The sequence below is a fragment of the Pseudomonas jinjuensis genome, assembly GCF_900103845.1.
GTDB lineage: Bacteria > Pseudomonadota > Gammaproteobacteria > Pseudomonadales > Pseudomonadaceae > Pseudomonas > Pseudomonas jinjuensis.
This window is the reverse complement of the sequence record NZ_FNIJ01000010.1, coordinates 142,764-157,894: the sequence shown is the minus strand read 5'-3', so window position 1 is coordinate 157,894 and position 15,131 is coordinate 142,764. Positions and strand designations below refer to the sequence as shown.

The 15,131-nt window shown below is 66.0% G+C and carries 11 protein-coding genes and 1 pseudogene; 5 read left to right on the top strand and 7 right to left on the bottom strand.

Annotated elements, in window-relative coordinates; genetic code table 11:
- Positions 1 to 9 precede the first annotated feature (9 nt).
- Entirely contained in the window at positions 10 to 1,590 is a 1,581-nt protein-coding gene (locus tag BLR75_RS15825; protein ID WP_084312745.1) for a ShlB/FhaC/HecB family hemolysin secretion/activation protein, read from the bottom strand.
- A 471-nt stretch (positions 1,591 to 2,061) separates the two neighbouring features.
- On the opposite strand from BLR75_RS15825, the gene BLR75_RS15820 reads away from it, so the two are divergent.
- Entirely contained in the window at positions 2,062 to 3,495 is a 1,434-nt protein-coding gene (locus BLR75_RS15820) for an amidase (RefSeq protein WP_084312747.1), read from the top strand.
- A 120-nt stretch (positions 3,496 to 3,615) separates the two neighbouring features.
- Here the strand turns inward: BLR75_RS15820 and BLR75_RS15815 are convergent, their stop codons facing one another.
- Positions 3,616 to 4,176: a helix-turn-helix domain-containing protein gene (locus tag BLR75_RS15815; protein WP_084312749.1), complete on the bottom strand. Its 561-nt coding sequence runs from the start codon at positions 4,174 to 4,176 to the stop codon at positions 3,616 to 3,618.
- A gap of 21 nt (positions 4,177 to 4,197) precedes the next feature.
- Positions 4,198 to 5,487, bottom strand: coding sequence for an NAD(P)/FAD-dependent oxidoreductase (locus BLR75_RS15810; RefSeq protein ID WP_084312751.1), 1,290 nt, complete (start codon positions 5,485 to 5,487; stop codon positions 4,198 to 4,200).
- A gap of 210 nt (positions 5,488 to 5,697) precedes the next feature.
- Here BLR75_RS15810 and fnr point away from each other — a divergent pair, with 210 nt between their 5' ends.
- Positions 5,698 to 6,399 (top strand): fumarate/nitrate reduction transcriptional regulator Fnr, encoded by a 702-nt coding sequence (gene fnr / locus BLR75_RS15805; RefSeq protein WP_090416095.1) that lies wholly within the window; start codon positions 5,698 to 5,700, stop codon positions 6,397 to 6,399.
- A gap of 165 nt (positions 6,400 to 6,564) precedes the next feature.
- Here the strand turns inward: fnr and BLR75_RS15800 are convergent.
- A pseudogene (locus BLR75_RS15800) lies at positions 6,565 to 8,523 on the bottom strand (PhoX family protein).
- 215 nt (positions 8,524 to 8,738) lie between these two features.
- Complete coding sequence (locus tag BLR75_RS15795) at positions 8,739 to 9,416, bottom strand: MOSC domain-containing protein (protein ID WP_084312755.1); 678 nt, start codon at positions 9,414 to 9,416, stop codon at positions 8,739 to 8,741.
- 99 nt (positions 9,417 to 9,515) lie between these two features.
- Between BLR75_RS15795 and BLR75_RS15790 the strand changes: the two genes are divergently transcribed.
- From BLR75_RS15790 to BLR75_RS15780, 3 genes are all read left to right on the top strand, one after another.
- On the top strand, positions 9,516 to 10,394 hold the full coding sequence (locus BLR75_RS15790) for a LysR family transcriptional regulator (RefSeq protein ID WP_084312757.1): 879 nt from the start codon (positions 9,516 to 9,518) through the stop codon (positions 10,392 to 10,394).
- A gap of 528 nt (positions 10,395 to 10,922) precedes the next feature.
- Entirely contained in the window at positions 10,923 to 11,606 is a 684-nt protein-coding gene (locus BLR75_RS15785; protein WP_084312759.1) for a Crp/Fnr family transcriptional regulator, read from the top strand.
- Positions 11,607 to 11,686: 80 nt separating this feature from the next.
- A complete protein-coding gene (locus BLR75_RS15780; RefSeq protein WP_084312761.1) occupies positions 11,687 to 11,884 on the top strand; it encodes a protein DnrP in 198 nt (65 codons plus the stop codon).
- Between the two features lie 8 nt (positions 11,885 to 11,892).
- On the opposite strand, the gene BLR75_RS15775 is transcribed toward BLR75_RS15780, so the two are convergent.
- Together BLR75_RS15775 and BLR75_RS15770 are read right to left on the bottom strand one after the other, a co-directional pair.
- Positions 11,893 to 13,731, bottom strand: a complete 1,839-nt coding sequence (locus BLR75_RS15775) for a nitric oxide reductase activation protein NorD (protein ID WP_084312763.1) — start codon at positions 13,729 to 13,731, stop codon at positions 11,893 to 11,895.
- A 7-nt stretch (positions 13,732 to 13,738) separates the two neighbouring features.
- Complete coding sequence (locus BLR75_RS15770; RefSeq protein ID WP_084312765.1) at positions 13,739 to 15,130, bottom strand: cbb3-type cytochrome c oxidase subunit I; 1,392 nt, start codon at positions 15,128 to 15,130, stop codon at positions 13,739 to 13,741.
- Position 15,131 lies beyond the last annotated feature (1 nt).

Sequence of the window (15,131 nt, the reverse complement as noted above, 5' to 3'; positions counted from 1 at the left end):
GCCGTCGGATCAGAAGTGGTAACGCGCCTGGGCGTAGACGTAGGAGCTCTTGTCGGTGCGCTCGCCGACCGGCACCGCGTAGTCGATGCGGAAGTCCAGGCTGTCGATGGGACGGGCGAGGAAGCCGATGGCGGCGCCGGAGAGGTCGTCGCTGTCGTTCTGATCGATCAGCGGGTCCTTGACGAAGACCTGGCCGTGGTCGATGCGCGCCGCCAGCTGGTAGCGGTCGTTGTCGCCGAACAGCGAGTAGCGGCCTTCGAGGCTGGCGGTGTAGCCGTGGTCGCCGGAGAAGGTCGAGGACTCATGGCCGACCACCGAGCCGATGCCGCCGATGCCCCACTGCTCGCTGGAAACCAGCGAATCGAAGGAGTACTGCCCGTACAGGCGCGGGATCAGCATGATGCGCGGGGTGATGCGCTGCAGGCGGGCGATGTCGAAGGACACCTTGGTGAAGCTGTTGTCGGCATGCGCGCCGCTGCGGCTGGACATCTCGGAATCGTCGTCCATGCCGCCGAGCATTTCGCCGAGGCCCTGGTGCAGATCGACCGAGGCCAGGGTGCGGCCGTTCAGGCCGGAATCGTCGAGGCGGAAGCTGACGCGCAGCTTGCGGATCTTGTCCTCGGAGGTGGTGGTGCCGAGCATCTTCTGCTCGAGGTCCTGGGATTCCAGCCAGGTTTCCAGGCTGTAGATGGTGCGCGCGGATTGCACGAAATCGTGACTCACGCCCAGGCCCCAGCCCTTGTTGTCGCCCTCGATCTCGAGAACCTGGAATTCCTCGCCGACGTCGACGTTGCCCTGGGTGTAGTAGGCGTGGACCTTGGTGCCGATGGCGTTGATCGGCGTGGAGTAGTCGATGTACTCGTAGTGCAGGTCGCCGTCGCCGACGCTGGTCATTCCCAGCAGGTTCATCTCGTCGCCGCGGCCGGTCAGGTTGGTCAGCTGCAGGCTGGGGATCAGGCGGTTCTCGCCGGTGTCCTCGCTGCCGTAGTTGTTCACCTCGACGATGCCCTGCACGCGCGGCGCTTCCTTGACCTCGATGAGCATGTCGGTGGAGCCCGCTTCCTTGCCCGGCTTCAGCGTGGAGCTGACTTCGATGCCGGACTGGCGGTTCAGGCGCGTCAGGGCGCGCTCGACGTCTTCCAGGGCGAATGCCTTGTCCGCATGGATGCCGGCGGCCTCCAGCGCTTCGATCACGCGCTCGCGGCTATAGCGGTCGTTGCCGGTGACCTCGATGTCACCGAGCCAGCCTTCCAGCACCACCAGGCGCAGCGACTCGGCATTGCCGAAATCCTGGTTCGGCACGATGACCTTGACCAGTTGGTAGCCGGCGTCGCGGTAGAGCTGCTGGATCTTGTCGGCCAGCGCGCGCATCTGCAGCAGCGTCATCGGCTTGCCGATCTCGTTGGCGATCTGCGCATTGAGTTGTTCGCTGGTGAAGGTGCGATTGCCGCTGAAGGACACGCGGCTGACCAGCACGCTCGCCTCGCCGGCGGGCACTTCGGCCGCCAGGGTGTAGCCACTGTTGGCGCAGAGAATCGCCAGACTCAGGGCGCAAATGAACTTTGGAATTGCCGCATTGGAATAAGACATAGCCGACCTGACATGCGTTGTTTGTTTTTGAAATAAACGAAGAAACAGGAAGATTCCGGCGCAACGCCTATCCTGATTTCTGCAGCGGTCATGCTTTCGCAAACTACCGGGAACAAAACCGCGATTACCCTGTCAGATCCCTGACCCACCGGCGTCCCGCCTTTGCAGCGAGAGTGCCGGAGCCTTTCCACGGCATGGCTCGGCAATTCTGCTAAAGCCGTCACATATAAAGCTGACATTTATTAACAATTATCGGCGTTTCACCTCCCCGAGCGTTTCCCACTATTTGCACAATGCACTGCCGACATTCGGCGAAGGCCGCAATTAGTTGCAAAACGCATCACCTGAATAAATTCTCGAAAAATCGCTCAAGTTAAATAATTTCCCGCCGATATATATGCGTCTCTATTCGCCACGAATTTGAACAGCGACGATACTTGCCCCATTCCGACAAACGGGAGGCAGGACGCTATGGATGAGTTCGCGCTGCTCGACGCCGTCGCCCAGGCGCAACTGGTGGCGACCCGGCAGGTCACGCCACTGGAGCTGGTCGATGCGGCGATCGCCCGCATCGAGCGCCTCGACAGGAAGATCAACGCGGTGGTCGAGCGACAGTTCGAGCAGGCGCGGACGCGGGCGCGCGGCGAGTTGCCGGACGGGCCGTTCCGCGGGGTGCCGTTCTTGCTCAAGGACCTGGCCAACGGCGTGGAAAAAGGCGCCCGGCACACCTGCGGCTCGCGCCTGCTGAAGGACAACATCGCCCATTACGACAGCGAACTGGTGTGCCGCTTGCGTGCCGCCGGGCTGGTCTTCGTCGGGCGCAGCAATACGCCGGAATTCGGCATCCCGCCGATCACCGAACCGAAGCTGTTCGGCGCCTGCCACAACCCGTGGAACCTCACCCGTTCGCCCGGCGGCTCCAGCGGCGGCGCGGCGGCAGCGGTGGCGGCGCGGCTGGTGCCCTTCGCCCATGCCAGCGATGCCGGCGGCTCGATCCGCATTCCCGCCTCCTGCTGCGGCGTGTTCGGCTTCAAGCCCACGCGCGGGCGCAACCCGATGGGGCCGCGCCTGGGCGAGAGCGTGGCCGGGCTGGCGACCGACCATTGCTGTTCGATCTCGGTGCGCGACAGCGCCGCGCTGCTCGACGCCACCTGCGCCGCCGATCCGGGCGCTCCCTACGCGGCGCCGCCCCGGCTACGCCCGTTCGCCGAGGAAATCGACGCGCCCCACCAGCAGCTGCGCATCGGCGTGATGCGCGTGCCGCTCAACGGCGCAACGGTGCATGCCGAGTGCCTGGCCGCCCTCGAATCGGCCATCGCGCTGTGCCGCGAACTGGGGCACGAAGTGCGCGAGGAACATCCCACGCTACTCGATGCGGAAGGCTTTCGCGAGGCGTTCGGCAAGGTCTATGCAGTGATGGCGGCGGCCAACGTCGACCATGCCGAGGCGCTCGCCGGGCACCTGGCCCACGCCCGCGACCTGGAACCGATCACCCGCCGGCTCGCCGCCATGGGCCGCACCCTGTCGGCTCCGCAGTACATCCAGGCGACCCGCACCCTGCACGCCGCTTCCCGCGAGATCGCGCGCTTCTTCCTCGACCACGACGTACTGCTCAGCCCGACCCTGGCGCAACCGCCGCTCGCCATCGGCGAACTGCGCTACCCGGCGCGGGACCCGCTGCCCGGCTTCATCAAGGCCAGCCACTACGCCGCCTTCACCCCGCTGTTCAACGCCACCGGCCAGCCGGCGATGAGCGTACCGCTGCATTGGTCGGAGCAAGGCTTGCCGATCGGCGTGCAATTCGCCGGGCGCTTCGGGGAGGACGGGGTGCTGTTCCGGCTGGCGGCGGAACTGGAACGGGCGAGGCCGTGGGCGGAAAGATTGCCGCCGCTGCTGAACCTGTAGGAGCCAGCTTGCTGGCGATCCCATCGTTCCCACGCTCCCGCGTGGGAACGCATCCCAGGACGCTCCCGCGTCCGCCCCGATGGGTATCGCAAGCTCAACCCATCCTACGAAAGACAGTACTCAGGCGTATATCCACAACACCCGCAGCAGCCCCTTCCCCTGATTGGCATAGCGGCTGCGCATATGGCTGGGAATCTGGAAACCATCGCCGACCTGCAGCACGAACAGCTCGTCATCCAGCCAGAGGCTGAGTTCGCCTTCGAGCACGTAGCCACCCTGCTCCGAGTTGTCCACCAGGTTGCGCTCGCCGCTGTCGGCGCCCGGTTCCAGGCGGGTTTCCAGCATGAAGAAGGCACCGCCCAGACGCGGCGAGACCAGGCTGTCCTCGGCGCCGCGGGCGTAGGCCAGGGTGCGGCGCTCCTGCGGGCGGGTGATCCAGGACGATTCCGGTTCCGGGCGGCTGCCGAAGAAATAGGTGGCGGAAACGCCGAGCACCTGGCTGATCGCAACCAGATCGTCCACCGCCGGCCGCGATAGACCGCGTTCGACCTGGGAGACGAAGCCCACCGAGCGCCCGATGCCATCCGCCAGCGCCTGCAGGGTCACGCCCTTGCGCTTGCGCAGGTCGCGGATCTGCGCGGCGATGGCGGCAAGATCCTCGCTGCTGTTCTCTTCGATCATTGGCGATTCCGATAGCAGTCCTTAAAAGAAGTCGCGCAAACGGTAATACGCCTTGCCCACCGCTTCCAGCGGTGCGGCGAAGCGCTGGCCGCCGGGGAAGCCGGGATTGCGCAGGCGCTGGTAGAGCTGCAACTGCTCCGGGCGGCCCTGCATGGCCTCGCTGACCGCGTGGGCGGCGGCCAGGCTGGGCAGCACGCCATGCCCGGAATAGCCCTGCAGCCAGTACAGCTCGCCGCGCCGGCCGACGTCCGGGGTGCGCCGCATGCTGCAGTCGATATGCCCGCCCCAGGCGTATTCCAGCTCCACCCCGCGCAGTTGCGGGAACACCCGCTCGACGAAGGGCCGGGTTGCCGCGCGGATGTCCTTCGGCATGCCGCCGAGATAGGTGCAGCCGCCGCCGAACAGCAGACGGTGGTCCGGGGTGAGGCGGAAGTAGTCGAGGACGAACTGGTTGTCGGTCACGCAGCAGTTCTTCGGCAGCAGCGCGCGGGCGCGCTCCTCGCCCAGCGGCTCGGTGGCGATCTGGTAGGTGCCCACCGGCAGGATGCGCGCCGAGATGTCGCGGTCCAGTCCGTCGATGTAGGCGTTGCAGGCCAGCACCAGCGCCGCGCAGCGGATGGTGCCGTGCTCGGTGTCGACCTGGAAGCCCTGGCCATGCTCGCGGTAGTGGAGCGCACGGGTCTGCTCGAAGATGCGCCCGCCGGCGCGCTCCAGGGCGCAGGCCAGGCCGTAGGCCAGCTTCAGCGGGTTGAGGTGCGCCGAATTGGGATCGTAGAGGCCCGCCTGGTAGCGCTCGCTGGCGATCCATTCCGGCAGTTCCTCGCGCGGCACGAAGCGCAGGCCCTCGTAGTTCCAGCGCCGGTTGGCCTCGGCCTGCCAGTCGTAGAGCAGGCCGACCCGGCGCGGCAGCACCGCGGCCCACAGGTGGCCGACGCGGTAGTCGCAATCGAAGCCGTGCCGCTGCGGCAGCTCGCGCAGCTCCCGCGCGGCCCAGAGCATGCCCTGCCACAGGCGCAGGGCGCCTTCGTGGCCAAGGTCGTCCTCGATCGGCCCGAGATCGCTGGACCAGCCCGGCAGCGCCTGCCCGCCGTTGCGCCCGGACGCCGCCCAGGCGATCCGGCTGGCCTCGATCATGCAGACCTGCCGACCGCCCTCCGCCAATTGCAGCGCGGTGTGCAGGCCGCTGAAGCCGGCGCCGATGACCAGCACTTCGCAATCCAGCGGCCCGTCGAGCGGCGGGCGCGGCTCCAGCAGCTCCGGGTTGGCGGCGGCGTAGTAGGTTGAAACAGGCTCGGTGGAACGCAGGAACATGACGGCCTCGTGAAAATACAATTCATATTTTTCATGAAAATTAACACAATAATTTTCACAAGAATAGTCCGGCAACACGAATCCCGTGGGGCTCGCAGTGACAGATTGCCGCGAGTTGCTATGGTCATATAGGGGGGAAATCCCCGGAACTCAGGTGCGCAATGCGCAGAGCGCCTGGATGCGACCGCGCAGGGGAAATGGATGAATCAGATGCTCAAACAGCAACCGTACTGCAAGAATTGCCGCCTGGCGCCGCCGAGCCTGAGCGACGACAAGGTCATGCAGCTGGAAGCCGTCATCAAGCCGGGGCATGTGCTGAGCAAGGGCGAGTTCGTGTTCCGCCAGGGCGACCCGTTCGAGAACGTGTATCTGGTCCGCTCCGGTTCGCTGAAGACCTTCACCACCAACGAACAGGGGCTGGAGAAGATCACCGGCTTCTACTTCGCCACCGAGATCTTCGGCTTCTCCGGCATTGGGGAGGACAGCTATCCGGTCTCCGCCCAGGCGCTGGAAAGCGCCATGGTCAGCGAGATTCCGTTCGAGCAGCTGGAAGCCCTCTCCGAGCAGATTCCCGGTCTCTCGCACCAGATCATGCTGATGATGAGCCGCAAGATCCGCGAGGATCAGCAGATGAAGCTGCTGCTTTCGCGGCTCAATTCCGACTCACGCATCGCCGCCTTCCTGCTCAACATCTCGGCGCATTTCCGCGAGCGCGGCTTCTCCGCCCTGCGCTTCCGCCTGAGCATGTCGCGCCACGAGATCGGCGACTACCTCGGGCTGGCGGTGGAAACCGTGTCGCGCAGCTTCACCCGCCTGCAGAAACACGGGCTGATCCACGCCGAAGGCCGCGAGACGGAAATCCTCGACTTCACCGAGCTGTGCGCGCTGGCGGGCGGCGAAGTGGAGCTTTGAGCTTCACCGCGCCGAAGCGCTTTTCGTAGGAGCCAGCTTGCTGGCGATCCGTGCCTGCCGGCTGCTCAGTGGTTACCGATAACTCCGGAATCGCCAGCAAGCTGGCCCCTACAGGTTCGGCGCTCGTCGCGTAGGGCGGGTGAAACCCGCCGCATCCGCACTCCCTCAACCCCCGATCACCCCACCATCATCCCTGGTGATCAGCACCGTGGTCGAACGCGGCCGGCTCTTCCCATCGCTGGCCGGGTAGCTGATGCCGGGGTGCTGGACGTTCACCCACATGCTGCGGCCGTCGGGCGTCTGGGTGATGCCGGTCATCTCGCAGCCGCGCGGACCGACCAGGAAGCGGCGCACCTCGCGGCCGGCCGGGTCGGCGCAGAGCAGCTGGTTGCAGCCCATGGCCTGCATCGCTTCCTCGCCATCCTCGTAGTCGGTCTCGATCCACAGGCGGCCCGCCGGGTCGAAGTAGAGGCTGTCCGGCGAGGAGAAGATATCGCCGTCGATGTCGCCGGTCAGGTGCCCCGGTGCCCCCGCATGCCGATCCTCGCCGGCCAGCAGGAAGACTTCCCACTGGAAGCGCGTGGCGGTCGGGTCGCCGCCCTCCTCGTTCCAGCGCAGGATCTGCCCGTGCAGGTTGCGCTCGCGCGGGTTGGCCTTGTCCAGCGGCTGCTCCGGCTTGCGCCCGCGGTCGTTGTTGTTGGTCAGGCTGACGTAGACCTCGCGGCTCCGCGGATGCACCGCCACCCATTCGGGACGATCCATCGGCGTGGCGCCGAGCAGGTCGGCGGCGGCGCGGGCATTGAGCAGCACCTCGGCCTGACTGGCGAAACCGTTGGCGGCGGTCAGGCCGTTCTCGCCGAATACCAGAGGCAGCCACTGGCCGCTGCCATCGGGGTCGAAACGGCCGACATAGAGAATGCCCTCGTCCAGCAGGTCGCGGTTGGCCTTCGCATCGTCCGGCTGGTAGCGGCCGCCGGGGACGAACTTGTAGACGTATTCGCCCTTGGTGTCGTCGCCATAGTAGAAGGCCATGCGGTTGTCCGCGCCGAGCGACAGGGTCGAGCACTCGCGGCAGAAGCGGCCGACGGCGGTGCGCTTGACCGGCACCGACTGCGGGTCGAAGGGATCGACTTCCACCACCCAGCCGAAGCGGTGCGGCTCGTTGACATGGCCGCCGTGGGGCTGGTCAGCGTAGGGCGTAGCGTCGAAGCGCGGCTTCACCGCCTCCCAGGCGTAGTAGTTGCTGGAGCCGCCGTTGGACAGCCCGTAGCGCCGATGGGAAACGCGCGCGGCGTAGTCGGCCTTGTCGCGGTTGACGAAGTACTGGTGCCAGTTCTCCTCGCACACGAGATAGGTGCCCCAGGGCGTGACGCCCATGGCGCAGTTGTTCAGGGTGCCGAGCACGGTCAGGCCGGCGGGATCGCTGGCGGTCTTCATCGCGTCGTGGCCGGCCAGCGGGCCGCTCAGGCGCATCGGCGTGCTGCCGGTGATGCGCCGGTTGTAGCGGGAGTCGAGGACGCGCTGCCACTGCCCGGCAGAGTCCTTGCGCACCTCGATGACGCTCAGGCCGTGGGCGGCGATTTCCTTGCGCACCTCGCCCTCGGGGCGACCACGGCTGCCATCGGCGCGGGGCTCGAAGGTCAGCCCGGCGGGATGCAGGGTCTAGTTGATCGACTCGTGGTTGATCACCAGCAGGCCGTGGCCGTTGGGATCGTCCGGGAAGGGGAAGTAATGCATGCCGTCATGGTTGTCGCCGGCCTGCAGTTCCTGGGCGCGCCAGTCGTCCGAGGCGTCCGCGCGCCAGGCCGGGGCGCCGGGCAGCACCGGGTCCCCCCAGGAGAAGAACGGCCGCGCGCTGTAGCCTTCGGCGACCACCACCCGGTCGAAGGACGGGTCCTGCTGCACCGGCACGCCGGCGAAGCCGAGCAGCGCGCCGGGAGCGGCCGAGGCGGTGCGCAACGGCAGCAGTCCGCCGCCGAGGAAGCCGAGGGCGCAGAAGGCCAGGCCGCCCTTGAGCAGGTCGCGCCGGCGCCGGTCCAGCAGTTCCTCCAGCGGCGCGTTGCCGGACGGGTTGATCCGCTGGTCATCCAGCGCTTCCAGGCGTTGGTGAAAGCTGTCGCTCATCGTTGCTCCTCGAATGCGGTCCACGGTCCGGCAGGCTAGGCAGTCGAGGTTACGGTCCCGTGACGGAGGAGCAAAGCGAGTGGGGGAAAACGGCGAAGCCGCTTTCCACCACCCGAACAGCGGAATAAAAACCGCCCCACAGGACCAAGACGACGTCCGGGGGCGGGCGCGAGGACAATAGGCGGAGCGGGCATGCGCCACTCCGCGGAATGCGTTCAGGGCCCGAGCAGGCGGGCCGTCCAGTCTTCCACTTCGCCGCTGGCCAGGCGCCTGGCGGCGGTCTTGCGCCAGCGCAGCGAGAGCGCCTCGCAGGCCAGCATCAGGCGCAGGGCGGTGCGATCCAGCGGCGTGCCGAAGTACCAGTCCAGCAGGCGCGCCACGCTCAGCTCGGGGTAATGGCGCTGCACCAGCTCCAGCGGCGCGGCAGCGGAAACCATGCCGGCCCGGCGCACCCGGTAGAACCAGCCGCAGCGGCCCTGTTCCTGCACCTGCCGCGGCAGTTCGGCAAGATTCCAGCGCACGCCCAGGCGGTAGCACGGCGAGCGCGGCTGGCTGACTTCCAGCAGGGCATCGCCCCAGCGGAACAGGTCGCCGATGCAGACGTCCGCCTCGCTGATGCCGAAGGTCGACAGGTTCTCGCCGAAGGCCGGCTGCTGCCAGCGCTGCTGCGGATACTGCTTGCGCCAGTGCCGGTAGTGTTCCGCCGGGTAGTGGTGCAGCGCCCGGTCCAGGCCGCCGTGGTGGCGCAGGTCGGCCTGTTCGTCGCCGGGCAGGCCATCATTCCCCAGCCAGCACTCCTGGTCAGTCGGAAGCTTGTCGATGCCGCTGAGCAAACCTCCCCAGACTTCTTCGACTTTGCCTATGAAAACGCCCTGGATAACGATCGGTTCCACCTTGCGGACCCCGTCTTTGACAGCGGACAGGCGCTAGACTAGCGATTCGCCGGTATGCTCTCCATTTCGATTTTCCAGTTTCGTTGATAAGTATCTCTTATGGATTTTCGCCAGCTCCGCTATTTCGTCGCGGTCTACGAAGAGGGCCATGTCGGCCGCGCCGCGGAGCGCCTGGCGCTGTCCCAGCCGGCGCTTTCGCAGCAGATCCGCCAGCTCGAACGCAACCTCGAAGTCGCGCTGTTCGAGCGCAACGGCAAGCGCCTGGTGCCGACCGTGGCGGCGCACACCCTGTATCACCACGCCGTGCCGCTGCTGGAGGGCCTTGAGCGCGCCCGCGAAGCGTTGCGCGCATTCCGCGGCCACACCCCGCGCGGCCTGGCGCTCGGCGTGCTGCAGACGGTGAACGCCAGCCTGGTGCCCTATCTGGTCGAACGCCTGCACAGCGCCCAGCCGCACCTGCAGGTGCGCATCTACGAACTGTCCGGGGTGGAGATCGAGCGGCGCCTGCTCGCCGGCCAGCTGGACATCGGCATCGGCTTCCTGCCGCCGCGCCAGCCGGCGCTGCATGGCATGGAGCTGTACAGCGACGAGTTGCAACTGGTGATCCCGCGGGACCATCCGCTGCGCGAATTCAAGAAGGTTTCGCTGGCCCAGGCGGCGGAGCTGCCGATGCTGCTGCTCGGCGAGGAATTCCGCGCACGGCAGATCTGGCAGGAACAACTCGCCGCGATCGGCCGCCGCCCGCGGGTACAGGCCGAGCTGAACCACATGAGCGGTATCCTCGACAGCCTGCCGAACAGCCGCTTCGCCACCGTGCTGCCGGGGCGGGCGCGGCAGATGCACAGCCATCCGGAACTGCTGTGGAAACCCTTGAGCGAGCCACGCATCCCGCTCAGCGTCGGCCTGGTCTATCGGGACGCACAGCGCCAGCACAGCATGGTGGAGTTGCTGCGGTCGTTGCTGGAAGGGGTGGTCTGAAAGGCGGGCGCTGGGTGCGATGCGGGTCGCGGGCATGGCCCGCTTCCTACACAGAATTCGCGAGCAAGCTCGCTCCTACAGGTACGTTCTCGCTCTTCGTAGGACCGAGGGGGACGCCCAGTCCTTGCTCGCGAACAAAATGCGCGGAGATACCAGGACATTTGCTCCTACGGGCCCCTTCGGGGCGGATGTGGGAGCGATGGGGCAGCCACAAAAATCGCAGACATTAAAAAACCCCGCCGAAGCGGGGCTTTGCAGACCGATATCCTGACGTCCTTGCGAGCCACCATCCGTGGTGGATTCCCTGATTTTCCGTTTTGTCGTTGGCGCTTCCTGCGCAATGTCCTGACTGGAAACAAGATTAGCGATCCAGACTCAGAGGCGATAGGCGTTATCGCCACCAGCACTTGTAAGCTTTGGCTTACGCGGCATTCCCACAGTCCTTCGCCATTGCCCTGAGTCAATTCAATGCCGGCCGCTCTCCAGCGAGCATAGATCCGGACGAGCCTGGACTGTGATATCGACGCAATGGAACCGCAACTGATCCACCAGCAACTGCTGCAATCCCACCTGCTCTTCGAATCCATGAATGCCGAACAGCTTCGCGAACTGCTCGCCAGCAGCGACCTGCTCAGCCTCGACAAGGGAGACTACGTGTTCCGCCAGGGCCAACCGGCCCATGCCTTCTACTTCGTGATCTCCGGCTGCGTGAAGATCTACCGCCTGACGCCCGAGGGGCAGGAAAAAATCCTCGAGGTGGTCGGCGACCGCAACACCTTCGCCGAAGCCATGACGCTGATGGATACCCCGGACTACATCGCTACTGCCCAGGCAGTGGCGCCAACGCAACTCTTCCGGATTTCCAACAGGGCCTATCTGCAGTTGCTGCAGAACCAGCCCACCCTGATGCTGGCGCTGATGGCCAAGCTGTGCGTCCGCCTGCACCAGCGCATCCACGAGATCGAAACGCTGTCGCTCAAGAACGCCACCCACCGCGTGGTCCGCTATCTGCTGACGCAAGCCTCGCGCCTGCCGGCGGAGCGCCAGCGCTTCTCCATCCCGGTGAGCAAGCAACTGATCGCCGGACACCTGTCGATCCAGCCGGAAACCCTCTCGCGCATCCTCCATCGCCTGCACGACGAACGAATCATCTGCCTGAACGGGCGGGAGATCGACATCCTCGACCGCCCCCGCCTGGAGAACTTCGAGTGACACCCCTCCCCCTTGATCGCCATCAAGGGGGATTTCCCGGCAACGGCCACATGCTGTGCCGGTCATTCGGGAGCCGGATCATGCGCCACTGCCTGTACTGCCACCACGACACCACCGACCACCTGCAGGACTGCCCGCAATGCGGGATGCCCCTGCCCGCCGCAACCGTCGATGCCCGGCTGCGCCGCCGGCAACGGTGCTTCCTCTGGTTCTGCGTGGGACTCGCGCTGTTCTGCCTGGTGATGATGCTGTGGCTGCCCCGCACCATCCTGGGTTGATGCGCGACTCAGCGCCGTAGTTGCCGGTAGAGGTGCAGCAGGCGCACCGCCAGTTGCTCCGGGCGGGCCACCAGCGCATAACCGTTGGCGCCGAACATGTACGGCAGGTACTGGCCGGCTTCGCGATCGATGGTGATGCAGAATGGCAGCAGATTCTGTCGGCGCGCTTCGAGCACCGCCTGGCGGGTGTCCTCCACGCCATAACGACCTTCGTAACGATCCAGATCGTTGGGCTTGCCATCGCTGACCAGCAACAGCAGGCGGCGCTTCTCGGAACGACCGCCAAGCAGGCGCGTGGCCTGGCGAATCGCCGCGCCCATGCGCGTGTAGTACCCCGGCCTGAGCGCCAGGATGCGTCCGCGCACGGCGTCCCCATACCTTTCGGCAAAGGGCTTGAGCACCTGCATGCGTACCTGCTGCCGGCGCAGCGAGGAGAACCCGTACAGGGCGAAGGGATCGCCCAGTGCGTCGAGCGCCTCGCCGAACAGCAGCAGGCTGTCTACGATCGTGTCGATCACCCGCCGCTCGTTGTCCAGGTACGTTTCGGTGGACATCGACAGGTCCGCCAGCAGCAGGCAGGCCAGGTCCCGGCGCAAGGGCAGGCGCTCGACGAAGAAGCCGGGCTCGGCGCAGATCGCATGCCTGCGCTCGACCTGGAAATCGAGCCAGGCATCCAGATCCAGTTCCTCGCCCTGCGGCCTCTGCCTGCGGCGCTGGCGGCCATCGCGCAACTGCTCGAACTGCCGACGCAAACGCCGTGACATCGGCCGCAGCCGCTCAGGCAGTCCTGCCGGGACGGCATCGCGGGGCAGCATCTGTTGCAGCGACACGTGGTCCGCCAGCAGACACTGCCGGTGGTAATCCCACTCCGGCAACCTCAGCCCCGGCCCCAGCGGCACGTCGTCCAACTCGGCCGCGGGCAGGTCGAGGTCCAGGCGCAGACCGCCGCCCTTGTGCGTGCGATGCCGGGACAGCGCCAGATGATCCAGATCCTCGGCCACCCGGGCGGCGTCCTGATCCTCTTCGTCGTCGCCGCAACGATCCAGGTCGAGGTATTCCGACCAGCTGAACAGGTTCTCCAGCCGGAACAGCAGCAGGCCATCCTTGCCCTGGCTGTCGGCGACCCGCTCGGCCCGCTTGCTCGGGCCTCGTCCCTGATCGATCCGTGGTGCGCCTCCGCCCGGTTCCCCGTCGAGCAGATGCGTCGACTGCGGCGCCTGCAACTGTCCTTCGGGATACAGCCATAGCGGTACCGGCCAGGGCGCTCGTTCCGCGCGCGGGAAATGTTCCACGCTGCCCGGTTCCAGCAGCGCATGCCGAATGCAATCCTCAAGACCGGCTTCGAGACGCGGCAGGCTATCCATGGCTGGGCGCAAGGCGATGTGCGCCTCCACCAGTTGCCGGTAGCGCGGCCGCAGTGCCGGATAATCCGCCAGCAGGCGAGCCGTCCAGCGCTGGTTGTCCCGCCCCCAGTGGGAAATTCCATCGGCTCCGGCTGCCAGCAATGCCAGCCAGCGGTAGAGCTCACGATTCAGACCGGCCTCCGGGTACACCGCCAGACGCTCCGGCAGGCGCAGGCAATCCTGGCTCCGCCAGGCGACCGTCATCTGCCGGCAGGTGCCGGCGATCCGCTGCAGCCAGCCGCGGCGCAGCAGCAGCTGGCGGGCCGGCGCGCCTTCCAGCGCCATGCCGGACTCACCACCGAAGGCATGGAAGAGCATGGCCAGCGATCGGGCCATGCTTTCCAGGGTTACTTCCGCCTGCGGAAAACCGGCTTCCGCATGGCGGGTGATGAAGCGATGCCAGTGGCCGCCTACCCACTCCTCCAGTTCCAGTGGAATACCCACGAAGGATTCAGGCCAGTTGGCGGCGGCGGAAACTGAGCAGGTAGGTCACCAGACCGATCAGGAAAATCACCCCGGATGCCTCGCGCATCCAGTAGAAGATCGCCATCTGGTCCTGGGTGGCCATGAACGACATGGCGGCCCCGTCGTCCGGCAGGCGTTGCAGCCAGACCTGCAACACACCGGCGGCAGTGAGGAACAGGGTGATGAACACCATGGCGATGGTCATCAGCCAGAAGCCCCACATTTCCAGCACCTGCGAACGGCTCTCCATGGCCTCGCCTATCCCCCGCAGGCGCGGCATGGCGTACGAAATGATGGTCATCACGATCATCGCGTAGGCGCCATAGAAGGCCATGTGGCCGTGGGCGGCGGTCATCTGGCTGCCGTGGGTGTAGTAGTTCACCGGCGCCAGGGTATGCATGAAGCCCCAGACGCCCGCGCCCAGGAAGGCCATCACCGTGGTCCCCATCGCCCACAGGGCCGTAGCCCGATTCGGGTGCTCGCGGCGGCGGCGATTGATCATGTTGAAGGCGAACAGGACCATGGCGAAGAACGGCAGCGGCTCCAGCGCCGAGAACACCGAGCCGAGCCAGAGCCAGTAGCTGGGCAGGCCGATCCAGAAGTAGTGGTGACCGGTTCCGATGATGCCGGTGATCAGGGCCATGGCGATGATCACGTAGAGCCACTTCTCGATCACCTCGCGGTCCACGCCAGTGATCTTCACCAGCACGAAGGCGAGGATCGCCCCCATGATCAACTCCCACACGCCCTCGACCCACAGGTGCACCACCCACCACCAGTAGAGCTTGTCGCGAGCGAGGTTGTCCGGGTTGTAGAAGGAGAACAGGAACAGCACGGCAAGCCCGACGAGGCCGGTCATCAGCACCATGCTGATCGCCGTCTTGCGCCCGCGCAGCACGGTCATGCCGACGTTGAACAGGAAGCCGAGGGCGACCACGACTATGCCCGCCTTGGTGATGGTCGGCTGTTCGAGGAACTCCCGGCCCATGGTCGGCCAGAGTTCGTTGCCGGTCATGTTCGCCAGCCCCGCATAGGGCACCAGCAGGTAACCGAGAATGGTCAGCACACCGGCGGCGGCGAATACCCAGAACAGGATCCAGGCCAGCTTCGGGCTGTACAGCTCGCAGTCGCTTTCTTCCGGAATCAGGTAGTAGGCCGCGCCCATGAAGCCGAACAGCAGCCAGACGATCAGCAGGTTCGTATGCACCATGCGGGCGACGTTGAACGGTATGGCCGGGAACAGGAAGTCGCCGATGACGTACTGCAAGCCCATGATCAGACCGAACAGGATCTGCCCGACGAACAGCATCAGGGCGAATACGAAGTAGGGCTTGGCGACCGTCTGGGAAGCGAATTTCAGTGTCGGATTGGGTGACATA